The sequence below is a fragment of the Hymenobacter sp. UYCo722 genome (assembly GCF_040547115.1).
In the GTDB taxonomy this organism is placed as follows: domain Bacteria; phylum Bacteroidota; class Bacteroidia; order Cytophagales; family Hymenobacteraceae; genus Hymenobacter.
The window spans coordinates 264,203-284,968 of sequence record NZ_JBEPPC010000003.1; the positions used below are offsets into that span (position 1 = coordinate 264,203).

Annotated in this window: 18 protein-coding genes; 7 read left to right on the forward strand and 11 right to left on the reverse strand. The window is 57.9% G+C overall.

Features of this window, described 5'->3' with window-relative positions; all coding sequences use genetic code 11:
* Positions 1-47 precede the first annotated feature (47 nt).
* The 5 genes from ABIB44_RS10720 to ABIB44_RS10740 form a co-directional block, all read right to left on the reverse strand.
* Positions 48-323, reverse strand: a complete 276-nt coding sequence (locus ABIB44_RS10720; protein ID WP_354584656.1) for a hypothetical protein — start codon at positions 321-323, stop codon at positions 48-50.
* Between the two features lie 96 nt (positions 324-419).
* On the reverse strand, positions 420-1,277 hold the full coding sequence (locus ABIB44_RS10725; RefSeq protein ID WP_354584657.1) for a dienelactone hydrolase family protein: 858 nt from the start codon (positions 1,275-1,277) through the stop codon (positions 420-422).
* 27 nt (positions 1,278-1,304) lie between these two features.
* Positions 1,305-1,676 carry a cupin domain-containing protein gene (locus ABIB44_RS10730; RefSeq protein WP_354584658.1) on the reverse strand — a complete coding sequence of 124 codons (372 nt, stop codon included), beginning with the start codon at positions 1,674-1,676 and terminating at the stop codon, positions 1,305-1,307.
* A 67-nt stretch (positions 1,677-1,743) separates the two neighbouring features.
* Positions 1,744-2,682, reverse strand: coding sequence for a GNAT family N-acetyltransferase (locus tag ABIB44_RS10735; RefSeq protein WP_354584659.1), 939 nt, complete (start codon positions 2,680-2,682; stop codon positions 1,744-1,746).
* A 12-nt stretch (positions 2,683-2,694) separates the two neighbouring features.
* Positions 2,695-2,940 (reverse strand): Kazal-type serine protease inhibitor domain-containing protein, encoded by a 246-nt coding sequence (locus ABIB44_RS10740; protein ID WP_354584660.1) that lies wholly within the window; start codon positions 2,938-2,940, stop codon positions 2,695-2,697.
* Positions 2,941-3,173: 233 nt separating this feature from the next.
* Between ABIB44_RS10740 and ABIB44_RS10745 the strand changes: the two genes are divergently transcribed.
* Positions 3,174-3,611, forward strand: coding sequence for a CsbD family protein (locus ABIB44_RS10745; protein ID WP_354584661.1), 438 nt, complete (start codon positions 3,174-3,176; stop codon positions 3,609-3,611).
* A 130-nt stretch (positions 3,612-3,741) separates the two neighbouring features.
* Positions 3,742-4,104 (forward strand): YtxH domain-containing protein, encoded by a 363-nt coding sequence (locus ABIB44_RS10750; RefSeq protein WP_354584662.1) that lies wholly within the window; start codon positions 3,742-3,744, stop codon positions 4,102-4,104.
* A gap of 279 nt (positions 4,105-4,383) precedes the next feature.
* On the opposite strand, the gene lysS is transcribed toward ABIB44_RS10750, so the two are convergent.
* The 4 genes from lysS to ABIB44_RS10770 all read right to left on the reverse strand — a co-directional run bounded on the left by lysS (position 4,384) and on the right by ABIB44_RS10770 (position 10,755).
* On the reverse strand, positions 4,384-5,934 hold the full coding sequence (gene lysS, locus ABIB44_RS10755) for a lysine--tRNA ligase (protein ID WP_354584663.1): 1,551 nt from the start codon (positions 5,932-5,934) through the stop codon (positions 4,384-4,386).
* A 210-nt stretch (positions 5,935-6,144) separates the two neighbouring features.
* On the reverse strand, positions 6,145-7,233 hold the full coding sequence (locus ABIB44_RS10760) for a hypothetical protein (RefSeq protein ID WP_354584664.1): 1,089 nt from the start codon (positions 7,231-7,233) through the stop codon (positions 6,145-6,147).
* 261 nt (positions 7,234-7,494) lie between these two features.
* Complete coding sequence (locus tag ABIB44_RS10765) at positions 7,495-9,660, reverse strand: carboxy terminal-processing peptidase (RefSeq protein ID WP_354584665.1); 2,166 nt, start codon at positions 9,658-9,660, stop codon at positions 7,495-7,497.
* A gap of 234 nt (positions 9,661-9,894) precedes the next feature.
* Positions 9,895-10,755 carry a hypothetical protein gene (locus tag ABIB44_RS10770; RefSeq protein ID WP_354584666.1) on the reverse strand — a complete coding sequence of 287 codons (861 nt, stop codon included), beginning with the start codon at positions 10,753-10,755 and terminating at the stop codon, positions 9,895-9,897.
* Positions 10,756-11,320: 565 nt separating this feature from the next.
* On the opposite strand from ABIB44_RS10770, the gene ABIB44_RS10775 reads away from it, so the two are divergent.
* Complete coding sequence (locus tag ABIB44_RS10775; RefSeq protein WP_354584667.1) at positions 11,321-14,584, forward strand: SusC/RagA family TonB-linked outer membrane protein; 3,264 nt, start codon at positions 11,321-11,323, stop codon at positions 14,582-14,584.
* 12 nt (positions 14,585-14,596) lie between these two features.
* On the forward strand, positions 14,597-16,246 hold the full coding sequence (locus ABIB44_RS10780; protein WP_354584668.1) for a SusD/RagB family nutrient-binding outer membrane lipoprotein: 1,650 nt from the start codon (positions 14,597-14,599) through the stop codon (positions 16,244-16,246).
* Positions 16,247-16,349: 103 nt separating this feature from the next.
* On the opposite strand, the gene prfB is transcribed toward ABIB44_RS10780, so the two are convergent.
* Positions 16,350-17,427, reverse strand: a protein-coding gene (gene prfB / locus ABIB44_RS10785; protein WP_354584669.1) for a peptide chain release factor 2 whose coding sequence is annotated in 2 segments (ribosomal slippage) — positions 16,350-17,366 and positions 17,368-17,427 — 1,077 coding nt in all. Because the reading frame shifts where the segments join, the coding sequence is not laid out codon by codon here.
* 206 nt (positions 17,428-17,633) lie between these two features.
* Between prfB and ABIB44_RS10790 the strand changes: the two genes are divergently transcribed.
* The 3 genes from ABIB44_RS10790 (at position 17,634) to ABIB44_RS10800 (ending at position 20,073) form a co-directional block, all read left to right on the forward strand.
* Entirely contained in the window at positions 17,634-18,008 is a 375-nt protein-coding gene (locus ABIB44_RS10790) for a CZB domain-containing protein (protein WP_354584670.1), read from the forward strand.
* Between the two features lie 25 nt (positions 18,009-18,033).
* Positions 18,034-19,557: a sensor histidine kinase gene (locus tag ABIB44_RS10795; protein WP_354584671.1), complete on the forward strand. Its 1,524-nt coding sequence runs from the start codon at positions 18,034-18,036 to the stop codon at positions 19,555-19,557.
* A gap of 72 nt (positions 19,558-19,629) precedes the next feature.
* Positions 19,630-20,073: a response regulator gene (locus tag ABIB44_RS10800; protein WP_354584672.1), complete on the forward strand. Its 444-nt coding sequence runs from the start codon at positions 19,630-19,632 to the stop codon at positions 20,071-20,073.
* 99 nt (positions 20,074-20,172) lie between these two features.
* Here ABIB44_RS10800 and rnhB read toward each other — a convergent pair whose 3' ends face one another.
* Positions 20,173-20,763 (reverse strand): ribonuclease HII, encoded by a 591-nt coding sequence (gene rnhB / locus ABIB44_RS10805; protein ID WP_354584673.1) that lies wholly within the window; start codon positions 20,761-20,763, stop codon positions 20,173-20,175.
* Positions 20,764-20,766: the final 3 nt, after the last annotated feature.

The window sequence follows — 20,766 nt, forward strand, 5'->3', positions numbered from 1 at the left end:
TTCGCAGACTTACTACCCTTATTCGTCCCCGCCGGCATTCCCAATAATTAATCGGCCAGCCCTAGCACGCGGGTCAGCGCATTCTTCGGCACGCTGAAATCGATGGTTTGCGCCCCTTTCCTGCTTCGTTCCCGCCGACGTTCCATCAGGGTCTGCACTTTATCCTGGCCTTGGTTGCGCGATACCAGTACTCCCACCACATCGGCCAGCAGCGATACGGCCCGGGGTACGGCCACGCTTACTTGCTGCACATTGGCGGCGGGTGGCGGTGGGGTGGGTGGCGGCGGTGCCGTCTGGGCTATGCTGCTACCGGCTTTAAGCAAGAAGACGGTAAGAAAGGAAAGTAGTTTTTGGGGCACCATGGAAAGGAAGCGGATAGGTACCGCAAAGATGCCGCAGAATTCGACGCGGTTGCCCGGCTATCCCAGTTTTTCCTTGAATAAGCGCAACGTACGGTCCCAGGCCAGCTTAGCGGCCTCGGCATTGTAGCGCGCCGGCGAAGTGTCGTTGTTGAAGGCATGGTTCACGCCCTCATACACGAAAAGCTCGTACCGGGTACCCGCCGCCTTCAGCGCCGCTTCGTAGGCCGGAATACCGGCGTTGATGCGTTGGTCGAGGCCACCGTAGTGCAGCATCACGGCCGCTTTAATGCTAGGTACATCCTCCACCTTGGGCTGCTGGCCGTAGTAGGCCACGGCCGCATCCAGCTTCGGGTCGTGCACGGCCAGCTGATTCACCAGCCCACCGCCCCAGTAGAAGCCCACCGCGCCGGTGCGGCCGTTGCAGTCGGGTCGGGCGCGCAGGTAGTCCAGCGCTTTCAGGTAGTTATAGAGGTTTTTCACCGGGTCGAGCTGGCCGATGAGCTCGCGGCCCTTGTCCTCATCGGCGGGCGTGCCCCCCACTACCGACAGCGCGTCTACGCCCAGCGCCAGGTAGCCGGCCAGCGCCACCCGCCGCGTCACGTCCTTGATGTGCGGCGTCAGCCCCCGGTTTTCGTGAATGACGACCACCGCGCCGCGCTTCCGGCGGCCCTTGGGGTGCACCAGGTAGCCGCGCACGGGCGCGCCGTCGCCAATCCAGCTTACTTCCTCGGCCTGCAGGTCGTCGGCTTCGGGCGTAACGGTGGCTGCCGCCGCGTAGCCCGGCTCCAGCACCGATAGCGCCGTGAATGCCAAGGCTGTGCCGCCCGCCAGCTTAATAAGCCGCTCCATAAACTCCTTGCGGGTGAGGGGGGCGTGGGTGTACTCGTCGAAGAGGTTGATGATGCGCTGGTCCATGGGCTGAATATAGCTGGAAATGAGAGGTTAGTCTTCCTCGCGGTTCACGGTATCGGGGCTGAACGCGGGCACGCAAATTGACCAGTATTCGCACTCTTCGGCAAATGGATTGGAGTAGCGCACCCGCGCGCCGCCCTTAATCAGCAGGGCTTGGCCAGCCTGTAGCTCCACCACGTCGCCGTCGATTTCGAACCGCTTGCGGCCGCGCACCACAATCGTGATTTCATCAAAGGAGGGCGTCTGGTGGGGCTCGCTCCAGTTTGGCGGGGCTACCATGTGGGCCAGGCTGTAGGCCGAAGTGCCGGTGCTGGCTCCGCCCACGTGCTCCTCAATGAGTTTGCCGTCGGTGGTGGGTACTACAAAAGGGGCAGGGTTGAGGACGTAGCGTTTGTCGGACATTGGTTTGGTTGAATGGGAGAAATGAGAATAAGGTGCAAACGAAAAAGCAGCACGGCGTTCAATCTGGTCAGCGTTTCAGCTTTTCCAGTAACTCGAAAAGCCGCGAATTGTGTTTCCAGACGTAGAAATACGGCGTCTGTACTGCCCCGAAGCGCACCCGGATGCGCTCCACGCCCGGCAGCATGCTGCCCTCGAAGTCGAAGCAATCGAGCCCCAGCACCTCGCTGGCGTAGCGAATAGCCTCCCAGGCCAGCAGCACGCCCGCGCCGCTGGCGCGCAGGCCCGGGTCATCGCCGGCCAGCAAAAAATAAGCGGTGGTGCTATCCCAAATCAGGTAAGCCACTGAATGCACCCGGTCCTGTTCATCTACCGCGAAAAACAGCTGCCGGCTGCCCGCCGCTGCCAGCGCCGCATCGAGCCGCTGAAACTGAGGCAGCGAGTACGGCGCGGGCAGGCCCTGGCGCTGGAAGCTAAGCGTATTGACGCGGTAAAACTCGTTCAGCGACCGGTCGTGCACTACGCGCACCTGCTGCCGCGCCAGCCGGATATCGCGCCGGATACCCGTACCCACGCCCGCCGCTACCCGCGCCAGGTCGCGCAACTGGTGCAGCCGGTACGTGTAGTAGGTTGTTTGCCGGAATTGCTGCCAGTAGAAGGGCAGCCAGTTGGTAATGGTGGGATAAAAGTTTTGCTTGAAAGAAGCCACCGGCGGCAGCTGCGCAATCAGCGCCTGCATCAACTCATGCTCTATCGGGAGCCGGCCCCGGAATTCGGGCAGCAGGTACGGCCCCAGCCACTTCACAAAGGGCGGCATGGTTACGTACCGGAAAGGGCCTTTCTGCTTCTGAAAGAACGGCAGCGCCGCAACCACCCGGCCTTGCTTCTCCGCCAGCACCACGTCCCAAGTGCCGCCTTCGGCGCAGGCATCCAGGTACCACGGCTGGGCAAACACCGGCACGTCGGGCGCAGTGCGGCAGAAGTCGAGGTAGCGGGCTTTGGGAAGCATTAACGCGGACAGCTATTTGGTTGGGGCAGTGGGGCAAGGGCCGGGCATCGTACGGCGCACACCCGCGTTGGCCGCCGTGCAGGGGTTCGGGTAGGTTTTGCCATCGCAGCCGCACACGGGGTTATATTCCATGGTGCAAATCCCCTGCGGGTTGGTTTTAGTGGGGTCGAGGCAATCGTCGGCCACCTGTGGCGCGGCCGGGCGCTGGCACCCGGCCAGCAACAGCGCCGCGGCGCTTAGTACCCAAAACGTTTTCATAAGGCCAGGATAGGAACGGGGCGAATCTACGCCGGCTGCCTCGATTTCCGATTTAGCCCGCTGCTTGGGTCAAAGCCCGCGAAAATTTACCCGTAAGCTGAACCCCGGGCGGTGCCATTCGTATAGCTTGCCAGAACAAGCGCCGTCGCCAAACAAACCCATTGGTTTCTAATTGGCCTTCGCTTCCTTCCTAGTACATACCAAAACACTTTCACCCTTCATTACCCTACACCATGTCGTACCACGAAGAAGACAACAACGCCGGTAAAATCCTTTTAGCTGCTCTCGCCGGTGCTGGCGCTGGCATCATTGCTGGCATGCTGCTGGCTCCCGATAAAGGTTCGGCCACCCGCGAAAACTGGAAAGGTGCTGCTACCAAGTACAGCGGCCAGCTCGGCGAGCAGGCCTCGAAGCTGGGTTCCGACCTCGAAACCAAATTCAAAGAATACGCCGGCAAGCTCGAAGACCTCGGCGTAACCCTGCCCGGTGCCAGCCTGAAAATGAAAGGCAGCTGGGACGAAATCAAAGGCAAGCTGAAGCAGCAGTACGCGCAGCTGACCGATGAGGACCTGACCTATGCCGACGGCAAAGGCGACGAGCTGGTTGGCAAGCTGCAGGACAAGCTCGGCAAAGGCAAGTCCGAAATCACCAAAATGCTGAATGACATGTAAGTTGGCCGAAGGCCACTTGCTAGCAAGCCCCGCGCCGCAAGGTGCGGGGTTTTTTGCTGTCCCAACCAGCCGGCCGGTTTTTCCGTTATTCAATTATCGCATCATTTCTATTTCCCCGCGAAACACTCTTATGAAAGACGACAAAGGCAAAGTTATTTTCTCGCTCATCGCCGGCGCTACCGCGGGCATCGTGGCTGGCCTGCTGCTGGCCCCCGAAACCGGCGACGACACCCGCTCCAACCTGCGCAAGTCGGCTGCCAAGTGGGCCGGCGACCTCAGCAAGCTGGCCACCGATACGCTGGCTAAAGTGCAGAGCCAGGCCGCCGCTCCTCACACCAACCCCGATGCCGCTACCAGCGACGATAAACAGGCCGCCGACCGCCTCCTGCAGGGTTTGGGCAATGGTACGCCTTCCACCGCTCACACGCACAGTGCCGACAACCCCGACTATGACGGTTTTGGCGATGATACCCGCCATCAGCCCAAGCTTTAACCATATAAGGCCGCCCGAATTTTATGCCGCTCGGCGAAACCCCGGTTCAACCGATTGCGTAAGTGCCTCTATAATCGCCTTGAAAGAAGGCCGTACTTACTGCCCGCAACCTTGCCAGTCGGCTGTTTCAAAGGACAATGGCAGTGCCATTTGAGCTTGATTCGGCCAGGACCAGCGAAGATTGCAGGCATTAACCAACGGTTTGAAGGGTGAGGAGATTATAAAAGAAAAGCCCCGTACGATTTTCGTACGGGGCTTTTCGATTTTTAAGCTAACAGGCTATTTTTCCTCCTGCTTTTCTTTCTGCACGTTCTCCGGCTTCATCTGCGGGAAGAACAGCACATCCTGAATGGAGTGCGAGTTGGTCATAATCATGCTCAGGCGGTCGATGCCGATGCCCAGGCCGGCCGTGGGTGGCATGCCATACTCCAGGGCGCGTAGGAAGTCTTCGTCGAGCACCATGGCTTCGGTGTCGCCGCGCTTGCCCAGCTCCAACTGGTCCTCAAAGCGCTGGCGCTGGTCGATGGGGTCGTTGAGCTCGGAGAAGGCGTTGCAGATTTCCTTGCCGTTGCAGATAGCCTCGAAGCGCTCGACCATGCCAGGGCGGTCGCGGTGCTTCTTGGCCAGCGGCGACATCTCCACCGGGTAATCGGTGATGAAGGTGGGCTGGATGAGCTTGCCTTCGACGTGCTCGCCAAAAATTTCGTCGATGATTTTCGCCTTGCCCATGCTCGGGTCCAGGTGCACGTTGAGCTTGGTGGCGGCTTCGCGCAGGCTGGCTTCGTCCATCTCGCCGATGGCGATGCCAGTATACTTCTCAATGGCCTCGAACATGGTGTAGCGCTGCCAGGGCCGCTGGAAGTTGATGAGGTTGGCACCCACCTGCACTTCGGTCTGGCCGTGCAGGGCCATGGCCACGCGCTCTACCATTTCCTCCACCAGGTCCATCATCCAGGCGTAGTCCTTGTAGGCTACGTACAGCTCCATTTGGGTGAACTCGGGGTTGTGGAAGCGCGACATGCCCTCGTTGCGGAAGTCCTTGCTGAACTCGTACACGCCATCGAAGCCGCCCACAATCAGGCGCTTGAGGTACAGTTCGTTGGCAATGCGCAGGTACAGCGTCATATCCAGCGTGTTGTGGTGCGTGGTGAAAGGCCGCGCCGCCGCGCCGCCGTACAGCGGCTGCAGAATCGGGGTTTCCACCTCCAGGTAGCCCTTGTCGTTCAGGAAATTGCGCATCGACTGCACCAGCTGCGTGCGCTTGATGAAGGTGTCGCGCACGCTGGGGTTCACCACCAGGTCCACGTAGCGCTGGCGGTAGCGCTGCTCGGGGTCGGTGAAGGCGTCGTAGGTGGTTACCTCGCCGGTGGTTTCGTCCTTGTGGGTTTTCACCACGGGCAGCGGGCGCAGGGCTTTCGCAAGCAACTTCATCTCCGTGACGTGCACCGAGGTTTCGCCCACCTGGGTTTTGAACACGCGGCCTTTCACGCCGATGAAGTCGCCCAAATCGAGCAACTTCTTAAATACCACATTGTAGAGCGTCTTGTCTTCGCCGGGGCAGATTTCGTCGCGGTTGATGTAGAGCTGAATGCGGCCCGAGGTGTCCATCAGCTCCGCGAACGAGGCCTTGCCCATCACGCGCGACGACATCAGCCGGCCGGCCAGCGTCACTTCCTGGAAGTTATTAAGCTCGGGGTGGTAGTTGTCCTGAATTTCCTTGGCGTAGAACGTCACGTCGAACAGCTCCGACGGGTATGCTTCAATGCCCAGCTTTTCCAGCTCCTCGAGCTTGTTGCGGCGTAGCTGTTCCTGTTCGCTTAAGTGTTGCATGGTTGTCTGAACCGCGGATTTATCGGATTGGTCGGATTTATCGGATTTTGTGGCCGACTACTTCAACAACCAATTCGCTTGCAAAGGCAAGAGTTGAATAGCAAATGAAAATGTAAACCGCAAAAGTACGGCACGAAAAAGCCGCTCCGAAACCGAAGCGGCTTTCCATTCACAAAATCCGATAAATCCGTTGAATCCGCGGTTCAGACATTATGCGGCCAGGCGATACTGCGGAGCCTCGGCATTGATGGCCGGAGCCGAGGGTGGGGTAGGGGCCAGCACCGGCTCGACGCGGGTGCGCAGGCGCTCCTGTACAAAGCCCGCCTGCAGGTGCGCGGGCAGCTCGGCCACCAGCTGGCGGTAGCGCTCCAGGCCCAGGGCCTTGGCCACGTAGGTTTCGTGCACGCCATTGAGGTAACTCACAATATTGAGCAGCGAGCCGTGAAACAGGCGGAAGTCAATGTCGGCTTCTACGTAGCGCTCAATCTCCCGGCTGGTCTGCGAAATGCGCAGGCGGCCCAGCAGGTCGAAGATGGTGGTGTAGCCCAGCCGCCAGGTGAGCTGCTGCCAGTGCGCGGCGGTCCACTTATCCAGCGGCCGGCCGGTCTTCTGGCTGCGGATGGCCGTGTTGGGGTTCGCCTGCACCTGTGCGCGGGTCCACTGCGCTTTCAGCTTGCGCGTGGTGCGCAGGAACTGGCCTACCTGGGCCTGGGCATCAATCTCTTTGCTGGCAATGTGCAGCCCGGCCTTGTAGCCCGCCAGCGGTAAGCGGTGAATGCTGAAGTCGCCGTAGGCCCCGGCCGCGTAAAACGACACCGGCCGCGGGTAGGCATTCTTCACGACCAGCCGCCCCACCTCGCGGCGAATCAACTGGCCATTGTTCGAGCGCACTCCGGTAGTGTAAAGAAACGCTTGCAGCCCCGACCAGATGGCGTGGTAAGCCTGCGGAAACGTCCAGTGCAGGGCATTACGCAGAAAGTTCTCGTCGCCCAGCTCAGCCGTGGCACGCAGGGCGTACTCGGTGCTCCAGCTGGTGTGCAGCAGCTTCGTCAGTGCCGTCACATCAGCCTCGCCCAACTCGGCCGAATGGCTGCGGAAGAACGGCAGATTCTGCAAGCCACCTAAGGCATCATCGTTTTCCTGAATATGGTAGTTGATGGCGAAGAAATAGTTGAGGAAAACCTGCGCCGGGATGGATTTGCGCCAGGTTTCATCAGCAAGTTTCTGGTTGGGCTCCTCGGCGATAGCGGCTACCGACGGGTGGAACGGGATGATGCGGGTTTCCTCTTGAGTCGTCATGCTAAGTAAACAGTATGCCGCCCGTTTTTAGTTGCACGAATACTAAATTTATTGACAATTTTTACTAATCAAATAAGCATTGATTATCAGACTATTGTGGTATAAATTACTGTCCTTATTCCGCTGAAATATTAAAGGTGATTTACTAACAGGATTAACGCGCTTTCCAATGCCAAAAAGAAACCCCCGCTTCAACTGAGGCGGGGGCTTTTTCAGACAAATCTGCACTTGGTAGCGGCACCACTGCCACCCGGCTATCACCTATTTCAGTTCGTCCTGAATTACGGCCACCGCCTCGCCAATCGTAATATCCTTCTTCAGGCCGCGCGTGAAGCGCGCAGCGCGGTTCACTTTCACCGTGTCGCCATCTACGGCGCGCACGTCGGCCGCCAGGGGCGAAAATGCGAGGGCGGTAGTGGTTTTCTGGGCGGCCTCGTAGCGGTCCGAAATGGCTTTGGCCTGCTGTTGCTCGGCGCGGTAGGCGCTTAGCTTCAGCGAAACCACCGTCTCGTTCTTGCGCTTGCGCATGCTCTTCACCATTTCATCCATCACGTTAAAGCTGGGGTTGGTGGCAATGCGAGTCTTGCTGTTAGCCCGCAGCTTATCAAGAGCCGGCGGAGCATCCCAGGCCCGGTAGCGGGCCGGCTGAATCTCGTCCCACTTCAGCGGGTAGTCCGACTCCTTTTCACCCTCATCCAAATACGAGTACAGGTCGGGCACCACAATATCCGAAACCACGCCTTTGAACTGGGTAGAGCCGCCATTTACCCGGTAAAACTTCTGGGTGGTCAGCTTCAGCGAGCCAATGGGCTTAATGCTGTTCAATTCCGACGGCAGGGCCTCATCGAGGTCGAAAATGCGCTGCACCGTGCCCTTGCCATAGGTACTGGTCGAACCCATAATCACGCCACGACGATAGTCCTGAATAGCCGCCGCCAGAATCTCCGAAGCCGATGCGCTGTACTTGTTCACCAATATTACCAGCGGGCCACTGTATTGCACGCGGGGGTCGTTATCAGTCAGTACCTGGGTATGGCCCTGGCCGTCGCGCACTTGCACCATCGGGCCGCTGGGCATAAACAAGCCAGCCATCGTCACGGCGTCGCTCAGCGAGCCCCCGCCGTTAAAGCGCAGGTCCATTACCACGCCCTTCACGCCTTCGGCGTTCAGCTTGGCCAGCTCCTTCTTTACATCATCGGCCGAGCTACGGCCGCCGTTGTCGTTGAAGTCAGCATAGAAGCCCGGCAGGCGCAGGTAGCCAATTTTCTGGCCTTTATCGGTAATAACCGACGACTGCGCGTACTTATCATCAACTACTACAACATCGCGAATGATGGGAATAATCTTGGTGCTGCCATCCGGTTTCTTCACCGTGAGGCGCACTTCTGAGCCTTTTTTGCCGCGAATCAGCGTCACCGCCTTGGCCGTGTGCCAGCCTTCCACGCTCACCGGCTCGGCGGCACCTTGCGCCACGCGCAAAATGGCATCGCCCTTTTTCAAATCGCCTTGGCGCGCCGAGGCCGAGCCCGGCATAATCTCTTCAATGTAAATAAGACCGTCCTTTTCCTTCAGCGTAGCGCCAATGCCCTCGAAGCGGCCCGTCATCTCGTAGTCGAAATCCTCCTTGGCTTTGGGCGCGAAGTATTCAGTATGCGGGTCGTAGGTGTTGGCGATGGTGTTGGCGTAAGTTGCCAGCCGCTCGTTGGCATCCACTTCGTTCATTTCGGTAAATTGCTCGTCATAATACTTCAGCACGCGTTTGCGCGCTTCCGCTTCCATCTGGGCTGGGGTGCGCACGGGTTCGGCGGCAGTGGGTGCTGCCGAGTTGGCGGCGGCCGGCGCAACGGTCGCAGCAGTGGGCTTGGCTTCTTTGGCCTTCTCCTGCGCTTCCAGCATCTCCGACACCCGGCTCAGGGTTTCATACTTCAGCAGCTTGCGCCACAGCTCGCGCTGGGCCGCCTTGTCCGCTGGGAAGGAAGCTTTTTCGAAATCAGTCTGAAACGACTCATCAGTCGTGAAATCGAAGGGCTTAGCTAAAATTTCGCGGTACAGGCCCTGCATTTCCTTGGTGCGGTCAGTCATCAGCTTGGTGCCGAGGTCGAGAAATTCGTGCGTGCCGTTTTTTACCTCGTCATCAATCTGCGTCTGGTAGCGGCGCAACTGCTCCACATCGGTGGCCAGCAGAAACTGCTTGCGGTAATCCAGGTGCTTCAGATAAAGGTCGAAAACCCGCTTTGAAAAGTTGTCGTCGACTTTTTCAGGTTGGTAGTGGGCTGCCGACAAACCCTGAAGCATGGTGCCAATCAGCACCTGGTCCTTCGTTGGTACCGCCGAATCGGACCGGCGGAGCAGGCGGTACGATGCCAGAACAAATACGGCTGCCACCAAAAAGGCGTACAGCCCGACCTTCAAGCGGGGAGATGACATTAGCAAAAAATAAAAAACGGTATGAAAATCAAATATACGAAGATTGCCAAGCACCGTGAGTGCCGAATCGATGCTGCAAAAACGCCTTTGCCGGGGTAATAAGTGCCCCAACTGGCAAATGGCTGCCAGTATCTTTCACAAACTCCCTAAACTTGACGAAGGTTGCAATAAAAAAGCCTTTCCCAGACGGGAAAGGCTTTTTTGATGACTAACAGGTCGGAACCTGCGACCAGACTAGTACTTGTAGATTTTATCGCCGTTGTGGCGACGGAACTCCTCTTCGAAATACTTAGCATCATCGGCGTTGCGGGGCTTTACGCCCATCACGATGCCACCGTCCTTGATACCGCTTTCGTACTCAGCAGCGTGCTCCTCGGGAATACCCGAGCCCACCAGCGCGCCCACCAGGCCGCCCGTGAGGCCACCGGCACCGGCACCAGCCAGCGCAGCGGCCAACGGACCTGCGATGATGAGGCCCAGACCTGGCAGCGCTACCGAAGTACCAATGGCGGCAATAGCCCCAATGATAGCACCAGCCGTACCGCCGATGGCCGAACCTACGCCAGCACCTTCCATGGCCTTATCGCCCAGTTCAGTGTGTGCCGTGTCATCGCCAAAGTGCGTCTTGCGGGTTTCATCCGACATCATCAGGTTCACATCGTCCTTGCCGTAGCCGCGCGAATGCATCGACTGGTAGGCTTTCTCAGCGCTGTTGCGGTCGCGGAACATGCCAGACATGGAGCTGCCGTCGCGGTAAGGCTCGCCGGTTACGGCATGGGCGGCGCTATCGGCCGTATTCTGAACGCCATCAACTGCGCGGCCTACTACAGCACCGGCGGTACCGGCCATTGCAGCTCCTTTAGCAGTTGCGCTGAAGTCGTCGCCATCTACATTGTTCGTTGGGTTGGCCGCCGAAGCACCCGAGGCCGAATTAACGCCCGTGCCGGACGTCGAGCCAGTACCTGCATTGTAGCTGGTACCTTCGTTGCTGAGCCCCGAGCTGTTGCCCATGCCAGTGCCGGTGTTGCTGGTGCCATAGTTGGCGCCAGCGCCGGTACCAGAGTTTTGCGGGTTGTTCGAATCGTTGGTATTCATAAGGGTGGGTATGGAAGGTGTAAGCAAAAGCCAGCTCAGTGGCTGGTTGAGGTGCTTAACGGGGTCAGGGCAGCAGGGGTTGCGCTCGGTGCTGACCCAACAATATTACTGATGAGCTTATTAGCCACTGGCAATAAGAGTAGGCCGTGTTGCACTGTTAGCTCCACAGGAAAGCATTTACAATGCTTTATTTCAGGGGTAAGCGCATTCGTTAGGGCTTGAGAATGCGGGTTTATTTGATATATTTACCATTGAGTTTATGATAAATCTTAGGAAAGAAATAGATAATGGGGCAGGCGCTTGCAAGTGAGTGTCATAAGCCCACTTCAGCGCCTTTCTACAAGCGTACTCATTAAGTCTGAGCGAGTACATTAATCATTAAATCAATTATTTGAGCTGTCGACCAGCATGGATAGGGGCTGAAATCAATATTTAATATTGGTGTAACAAAAAAACTTGTAATACCTTGCCAACGGATTACTCTTTCCAGAGCCCGCGATTTCTTTTTTTCACCTTTACACATTTCACTCACCACTTCCAATTTTACATGAAACACTTTTTTTTCATGGTCCTCTTACTGATGACCGGCCTGTTGCAGCAGGTTCATGCTCAGAACCGCTCCCTTTCCGGGAAGGTGACTGACCGTACCAACGGCCAGGGCCTGCCCGGGGTGACTGTCTTGGTAAAAGGCACCACGGTGGGCGTTTCAACCAACGTCGACGGCGGTTTCTCGCTGGACGTACCGGCTTCGGCCACAACGCTCTCGGTTAGTTCGATTGGCTTTGTGACGGTAGAGCAGCCAATTGGCAGCAACGCCACGTTCAACATATCGCTCGTGCCCGATGCCAAGCAATTGGGCGAAGTAGTGGTAACGGGTGCTCTCGGCATCCAGCGTCAGGCTCGTGAAGTGGGCTACGCTACGGCTACGCTCGACTCCAAGGAGTTGACTCAGGCCCGGCCTACGAACTTTGTAAACGGCCTGGCCGGCAAGGTATCGGGCTTGCAGATTCAGACGCTCGACAACGGCGTGAACTCCACTCCCCGAGTGACCCTGCGCGGCAGCCGCTCGCTGCTGGGCAACAACGAAGCCCTGATTGTAATCGACGGTGTGATTACGACCAACGAGGTACTAGGTGCCCTGAACCCGGATGACATTGCTTCTACCTCGGTGCTGAAAGGTGCCAACGCTGCGGCACTCTACGGTTCGCAGGCTTCGAACGGCGCTCTGATTATCACGACCAAGAAAGGCAGTGCCGGCTCCTCGCAGGTAACGTTCTCGCATACCTCGCAATTCGAATCCATTTCGTTCCTGCCCAAGTTCCAGACGGAATTCGGCCCAGGCTCGCCCGACTTTTTCACCAATTCCGGTGCTACTCCGTTCACCTCGGATAACTCGGTCGATGAAGGCTACGAGCATCAGTACCAAGGCTTCGAAAACCAGCAGTACGGTCCTCGCTTCGATGGGTCGATTCGGCCTTTCGGCTACACCTTGCCCGACGGAACGACGCAGATGCTCACCTACGAGGCACGTCCGAATGAGCGCAATAAATTCTTCAACACCGGCTACCAGACCCAGAACGGCGTTAGCTTTTCGGGCGGCGACGATAAAACCAAGTTTTTCGCCTCGTACCAGAATATCCACAACAACGGCATCGTGCCGAAGGATAAATTCGACCGTAACAACTTTCGCTTCAACGCTTCGCGCGACTTCGGCCGCCTGAACGTGGGCTTCAACGTTGCCTACATCAACCGTCAGTCGAATGTGACGTCGAACCTTGACCAGAACACTTCGATTTACTGGAACGTGTTCAACACGTCGGTAATGGCTCCGCTCACCCAGTACAGTGACTACGCGAACGATAAGTACTCGGACTCCAACTACGGCTACTACAATGCCTATTACTACAACCCCTACTTCGTTCTTGACTACAACCGGCTGCGCGACAAGCGCAACACGCTGCAAGGCGACATCAACGCCTCGTTCAAGGTGTATGACTGGTTGCGCCTTCAGTACCGCATTGGTACCACCACTACTCAGCAGCAGAGCCTGACGACTCAGAACAAGTTCACGCTCGCCGGCGATAGCCCCAAGCAGATTTCGCCCTACTCGGGCTTCTTCCGCGACCGGAACTCCAGCCTGACCCGCGTTAACTCGGACTTCTTCATCACCGCCGACAAAACGTTCGGCGACATCAACGTGAAGGCTATCGTTGGTAACAACGTACAGCTGTTGGACAGCCGCTACAACCAAGTTGCTTCTACTGCCCTGGCCGTACCAGCTGCGACCGAGCAAATCAACCTGGACAACCGCATCGGCAACCTGGCTGGCTTTAGCGGCCGGTTCCAGACGCGCCTGTACGCTTTCTACGCCGACCTCACGCTGGGCTACAAAGACTTCCTGTTTGTGCACGGCTCGGGCCGCTACGACAACACCTCGGTGCTGGCGAAAGGCAACCGGAGCTTCTTCTACCCAGGCGTAGACGCCTCATTCGTATTCAGCAATGCCATTCCGGCCCTGAAGGATGTTTCCTTCCTCGATTACGGTAAGCTGCGCGGAGGCTACACCCTGGTTAGCCAGATTAACCTGGCCAGCGCAACGGGTGTTGGCGTAGCCGAAACCGGCGGTGCTTACTCTTTGAACCCTACCTACACCAACGGCACCGGCTTCCCTTTCGGGTCGAACCCTTCGTTCACGGCCAATGGCGGCCTGGTTCAGGACAACCTGTTGCCCGAGAACACCCGCTCCGCCGAAACCGGCATCGAGCTGAGCTTTTTGAAAAGCCGGGTAACGGCCGGTGCTACTTACTACAACCAGCGCAGCACCAACCAGACCATCGGCACGACCATTCCGTTCTCGACGGGTTACCAGTCGCTGCTGCTGAACGCCGGCGAAGTGCGTAACTATGGCATGGAAGCCGACCTGAACATTACGCCCGTACGTACGGATAATGGCCTGAAAATAACGGTAGGTGGCAACTTCAACTACAACAACAACGAAGTGATTTCGCTGCCCCCCGGCCTGAGCCAGCTGAGCCTGGGTGGCTCGGGTAACACGGATACCCGCAACGGTGCCGACCTGGTGGCCGTAGTTGGCCAGCCTTTCCCCGTTATTCAGGGTACTTTTTACAAGCGCGTGGCCGAAGGCCCACAGGCCGGTAAGGTTATCATGACCCGGATTAATGACGACAATGGACTGGTGCGCTACGTACCGCTGAAAGACCCCGGTACCAAAATCTTCGGCAACACGCAGCCCAAATACAAGTATGGCTTCAACAGCAGCGTAACGTACAAAGGCTTGACGCTGGCCGGCCAGGGCGAACTGCGCACGGGCTACTCGGTGTTCCACGCCATTGGTGCCGACCTCGACTTCACTGGCGGCGGTGCCCGCAGCGTTCAGTACGGTCGTCAGGACTTTGTGTACCCCAACTCGGCTATCCCCGTGGTTACCAACGGCGTTACGACCTACGTCGCTAACAACGAAGGCAACGCCGTGCTGACGCCCGGCGGTTCGGAGTTCTGGGCCAACAACCCCACCTGGAACCGTGGTATCGCTGAAAACTACGTGACCTCGGGTAAATTCTTTAAAATCCGGGAAGTATCGTTGAGCTACGCCATTCCAGCATCGCTGACTTCGCGCTTTGGCGTAGTTAAAGGTGCTTCCGTGAACTTCTTTGGCCGGAACATCTTTACCTGGGTTCCAAAAGAGAATATCTACACCGACCCGGAGTTCAGCGGTACGCAAGCCGGTAGCAATGCCATTGGCATCAACACCTTCCTGCAGACGCCTCCTACCAAATTCTACGGCGTTACCCTCACCGCAACTCTTTAATCCTCCACTGAGATGAATAAATTAGCTAAACTGCTATTTGCAGCCGCTCTTACCACTGGAGCGACCAGCTGTGACTCGTTTCTCGACGTCAACGTCAACCCTAACCAAGCCACGGTAGTAACCCCCGACCAGCTGCTGGGCAATGCCCTGACGGTAACGGGTGCTAACTACACGAATTTCAACAGCTACACCAACTTCATGGTGGGCTACTTCACCAAGTCGAACGCGGTAAGCGGTTTCAACGAGGAGCGCAACTACAACTACTCCAGCACTTACCAGCAGGGATTGTTCAATGGCACCTACGACAACCTGAATGACTACAACCTCATTCAAACGTTGGGCGTGACTTCGCACCCGAACCACGCGGCCATTGCCCGCATCATGAAAGTTTACAACTTTCTGCTGTTGGTCGATGAGTATGGTGACATTCCGTACACCGATGCCCTGAAAGGCAAGGCAAACATTACGCCCAAGTACGATAAGGCTGAGGATATCTACAAAGACTTCATCGTGCAGCTTAAGGGTGCAGTTAGCGACATCAATGCCGCTTCTACTGCTCTGAAGCCAGGGCCTGAAGACGTTGTTTTCGGTGGTGGCGCTACGGGTATGGCTCAATGGAAGCGTTTTGCCAACAGCCTGCGACTGCGCATCCTGTTGCGCCAGTCCAATGTGGCGGCGCTGAATGGCTACGTAGCCACGGAAATGGGGGTATTGCAGACGGATGCTGCCGCCAACGGCGGTTACATTACGTCCGACGTGAACGCGCAGCCTGGCTTCGCGGCTAGCGCTGGCCAGCAGAACCCGTTCTACAACTTCTATGGGTTTCCAGTAGGTTCGCCTAACACGACGCCAACTTACCGTTTCATCCTGCCGACGACATACCTCGTCAACTTGTTTGTCAACAACAGCGACCCCCGCATTACGCAGGAGTACCGCCCAGTTGGTGCTACCAAGGATGCTAACGGTAACCAAACTTCTGTTGGTAAGTATGTGGGCAGCAACTTGGGCGAGGCGGTGATACCGTCGCCTACTACGGGCTCGACATTCCAGGCGGCGCTACTCAACAGCCCGACGGGCACCTTTGCGGGTACCTTCATCAGGAGCCCCAACCAGCCAGTACCGCTCATGCTACTGGCCGAGCACCTGTTCTCGAAGGCTGAGGCCGAAAGCCGGAGCTTGTTGACGGGCGACGCTAAGGCAGATTTCCTGGCTGGCATTCGCGCTTCGTTCAACACGACTTTCCGCAATTCACCTAGCCCCACGCCCGCAAACCGGCTCGTAAACGGTGGCGACATCGACCCGGCGAGCAACTATGACAAGTACATCGCTGCTAACGTAGGTAATGGCTTGGTAGATTGGGATGCCGCCACCACGCCCAATACCGATACCTACGGCACCGTTACCTCTGGTACCCGTGCCGTTAGTAAACTGGAGAAAATCCTGACGCAGAAGTACCTGGCCGAAAACACCTTCGCTGGTACGGAAGCCTGGGATGACTTCCGTCGCACGTTGTTGCCGAAGGTTCCAGTTTCCATCCAGGCATCAGTAACGGGTCAGTTTGCCAAGCGCTTGCTCTATCCGCAGTCGGAAATCAACACCAACAAGGCTAACGTACCGCTCACCACTACGCAGTACGACCGCATCTTCTGGGTGCAGCTGTAAGCTGCTTGCTTCATCCCAGCACCAAAAAGGGCTGCCCAATCGGGCAGCCCTTTTTTTGGGTAGTGCGGCAAGCGGTACCAGAAGGAGTAACTCGCCACCCGGTTTAGCTCTGCATCAGAAACCCTTTGATATACTCGTCCAAATCCCCATCCAGCACATTCTGCACATCGGTCCGCTCGATACCGGTGCGCAGGTCTTTGATGAGCTTGTAGGGGTGGAGCACGTAGTTGCGAATCTGAGAGCCGAAGTCGATGCGCTTTTTGGTGGCTTCCACTTTGTCGCGCTCGGCGTGGCGCTTGTCCATCTCAATCTGATAGAGGCGTGACTTGAGCATGCGCAGGGCATGCTCCTTGTTCATGAGCTGCGAGCGCTCAATCTGGACGGCGATGATGATGCCCGACGGCGCGTGCGTGAGGCGCACGGCGGTTTCCACCTTGTTCACGTTCTGGCCGCCCGCGCCGCCGGCCCGGAAGGTATCCCAGGAGATATCGGCGGGATTGATGTCGATGGTAATCGTATCATCAATTACCGGGTAGGCGAACACGGATGCGAATGAGGTATGCCGCCGGCCACTGCTGTCGAAAGGCGACATGCGCACGAGGCGGTGCACGCCAATTTCGCTTTTGAGGTAACCGTAAGCAAAGTCGCCATCGATTTCGAGCGAGGCTGATTTAATGCCGGCGCCTTCGCCGGGCTGGTAGCTGAGCTGCTTCACGCCAAAGCCGTGGCTTTCGGCCCACATGATGTACATGCGCATGAGCATTTCGGCCCAGTCCTGGCTTTCGGTGCCGCCGGCCCCGGGGTTGATGTCGATGACGGCCGAAAGCTGGTCTTCCTCATCGGAAAGCATGCGTTTAAATTCCAGCGCTTCCACTTTTTTTAGGGTAACGTCGAAGTCAGCCTGCATTTCGGGTTCGGAAACATCGCCTTCCCTGTAGAAGTCATAAAGGACTTCGGTGTCGGCCAGGGTTTGCTGCACGGCCTCAAAATCGTCGGTCCAGGTCTTAATTGGCTTGATTTCGCGGAGTGTGGCTTCGGCGGCTTTGGAGTCGTCCCAAAAGCCGGGAGCGGTTGTTCTAGCCTCGTAGGCGGCTAGTTGTTCTTTGCGGGCATCGTAGTCAAAGATACCTCCTCAGGGCCTCGGCGCGGCCCTTCAAGTCCTTAATCTGGTCTTGGGTCATTAGTGGAAAAATGGGGAGTGGGGCCCCGGCCCCACCCGGCAAGCAGCTGCCTGCCCAGCGAGGGCCGGAGCAAAGCGCAAAAGTACCGCATTATTGGTCGAAACGGTGCCCGGCATCGGCGTCGTACCTTTGATGCAATTGCGGCGAGCCATTGCGGGCGCTATGGCAGTAGCAGCACCTGGCCACGGGAGCGGTAACTATTTTCTATGAGTACAGAAGAGTTGAAGCAGGATTTTGAATCCGCGCGCATCAAGCATGTGCATTTCAAGAGTAAGCTACGCTCTTATCTGTTTGGTAATGGCGGCGAAACGGGGCCCTTGCGCGACCCCGAACAGTGCGGCCTGGGCCGGTGGATTGCCGAGCGCCTGCGCGGCCAGGGAGCGTACGCGCATTTGCCCGAAGCCCGGCAGTTCGACCAGAAGCATATTCGTATCCATCTGGAAGCCAACCGGTTGATGGACTTGCACGATGCCGGCAAAGATGATGAAGTGAGCTCCCGCTACACCCCGCTGCAGCAGCTGGCCGATGAAATGGTCGTGCTGCTGCAAACCATGGAAGCCAAGCTGCGTACCGAGGCCTGAACAGTACGTTCGCTTCGGCCCTGGCATGAAAACAACCCTCACAACCAAATTCTTCGCGGGCATTACGCTGCTGATGGCGCTGTTTGCCGTGGTGGTGATATTTTCTTATCGGCTGGCGGGCCAGGTGCTGCACAACGCGCAGCAGGTGGAAGCCTCGCAACGCGTGTCGAACGAAGGGGTGACGCTGCTGCGCAATATTGTGGACATGGAGACTGGTTTCCGGGGCTACCTACTTATCGGCAATGAGCTAACGCTGGCTCCTTATTACTATGGGGAGCGCGAAATGGTGGGCCGCTTTTCGAGCCTACGCGACTTGGTGCAGGATTTTCCGGGTCAGGTTCAGCGCCTCAACCAAACCCAGCGGCTGTTCCAGCAATGGACCGGGTATTCGCACCTGCTGATTGCCGAAAAGCGGGAAGCCCGCCTGCGCAACCCACAGCAGCGGGGCCTCGACGACCTGGCCCACCGCCGCCTAGCCGAAACCCTGACCGGCAAGCAAATTATGGATAATATGCGGGCGCAGATGGCCGAGTTTGAGCGCCAGGAAGCTGCCGCCCGCCGCCAGCTGCGCCAACGCCTCGATAGCAGCATCGTACGAGCCGAATGGCTGTCGGCAGGCCTGGCCATTGCGGCACTGGTGCTGGGGATGTTGGGTGCGGCCTATCTGGTACGAACCTTTTCGCGCCGCCTGCGCAATATGGTAGACTTGGCCCAGCGCATGGCCGACGGCGATTATTCGACTCAGATTGTCGATACCGCGCGCGATGAGGTGAGTGAGCTAACCAGCGCCTTGAATGCCATGGCACGTACCGTGGGAACCAATATCACGCAGCTCGAGAGCCGCAACCAGGAGCTCGACCAGTTTGCCTACGTAGTATCGCACGACCTGAAGGCCCCGCTGCGAGGCATCGAAAGCGCCTCGCGCTGGATTGAGGAGGACATGGGCAAGGAGCAGTTGCCCGCTCATATCCAAGAGTTTCTGGGGATGATGCGGCAGCGGGTGCACCGCATGGAGAAGCTCATTACCGGTATTCTGGATTTGGCACGTGTCGGGCGCATGGCCCGCGAGCAGGAAACCGTGTTTGTACGCACGCTGCTGCGCGACATCATCGACTCGCTGGGGCTCCCCGAGGGGCTTGCCGTGGAGCTGCCCTTTTTTCTGCCCACCCTCACCACCGATGCCGTGCAGTTGCAGCAGGTCTTCACCAACCTCATCAGCAACGCCGTTAAATACCACGACCATCCTGCCACGGGCCACATCAACATTGGTTGCGATGATGCGGGTAATTTCTACTCCTTTTCGGTAACGGATGATGGGCCGGGCATCGATGCGGAGTATCACGAGCGGATTTTTGTCATTTTCCAGACCCTGACCGAGCGCGATACCCTCGAAAGCACTGGCGTGGGCCTGGCCATCGTGAAGAAGACAGTGGAGCGGCAGGGTGGCCGTATCAGCGTTGAGTCGGCTGAGGGCCAAGGGGCGAAATTCACGTTTACCTGGCCTAAGCTGCCGCCTAAAGTCAAAACGGTGCCCGCTACAGTATCATAATTGCCGTGCCTTGCGTAAGCTAATCTGGCCACCGGCCCCGGGCATATTCCCGCAGCAGCCAATTTTTTGCCTATGTCACCCGACCATCCTGCCCCCAGTATCCTGCTTGTAGAAGACGACCAAATGGACGTTATGAACGTGCAGCGTGAGCTTCGGCGGCAGAACATCAACGTTCCCATCGTTCACGCCCGCAATGGTCGTGAAGCGCTGAAAATGCTGCGCGGTGAAGGCGACGAGCCCAAGATTGCCAAGCCCAGCCTGGCGATGCTCGACATCAACATGCCCCGCATGAATGGGCTTGAACTGCTGGAAGCCCTGCGCGCCGACCCCGAGTTTGCTGACCTGAACGTGTTTATCATGACCACTTCGGACCTTGATACCGACCGCCTGAAGGCGCAGCAACTGGCCGTGAGCGGCTACATCATCAAGCCTCTGAGCTTCGACACTTTTGGCGAAGGCGGTACCAGCATCGATGGGTTCAGCCTGTTTTTGGACCTCTTGAAGCTCAAGGAGTAGGCCAAAGGCCTTGCCGAAAGCCGTTGTTATAACGGAGCGGAAATGTGGCCTTCCAAAACCATCTTTGGCAGAACAGCAGGGCATTGCCGGAACAGTTGGTTACAGCAGCCGGAAGCTCATGCGGTGGTGCGGGCTGGGTCCGTGCGCCCGGATGGCCGCCCGGTGGCTGGCCGTCGGGTAGCCCGCGTTTTGCTGCCAGCCGTAGGCGGGGAACGCGGCTGCCAACTCCTCCATATGCTCGTCGCGAAAGGTTTTGGCCAGTACCGACGCGGCCGCGATGTGGCGGTACAGGCCATCGCCGCCCACTACGCAGGTATGCGGAAAGCCTGCCAGCGGCTTGAATCGGTTGCCATCGACCGCCAGGTGCGTAGGCGACACTGCCAGCGCCGCCACGGCCCGGTGCATGGCCAGGTAGCTGGCCTGCGCAATGTTAAGATGGGTGATTTCTTCGACCGATGCCTGGCCCACGGCCGACGCCACTGCTACAGCGCAAATTTGGGGGCGGAGCACGGCGCGCTGGCGGGCACTAAGCTGCTTGGAATCGTTGAGCAGGGGCGAAGTGAAGTCGGCGGGCAGGATAACGGCGGCGGCAAATACCGGGCCCGCCAGGCAGCCGCGCCCGGCTTCATCGAGGCCGGCTTCAAAAGGCTGAGCAGTGCAGGAAACGAGCAGGGAGGTACGGACTGGCATGAG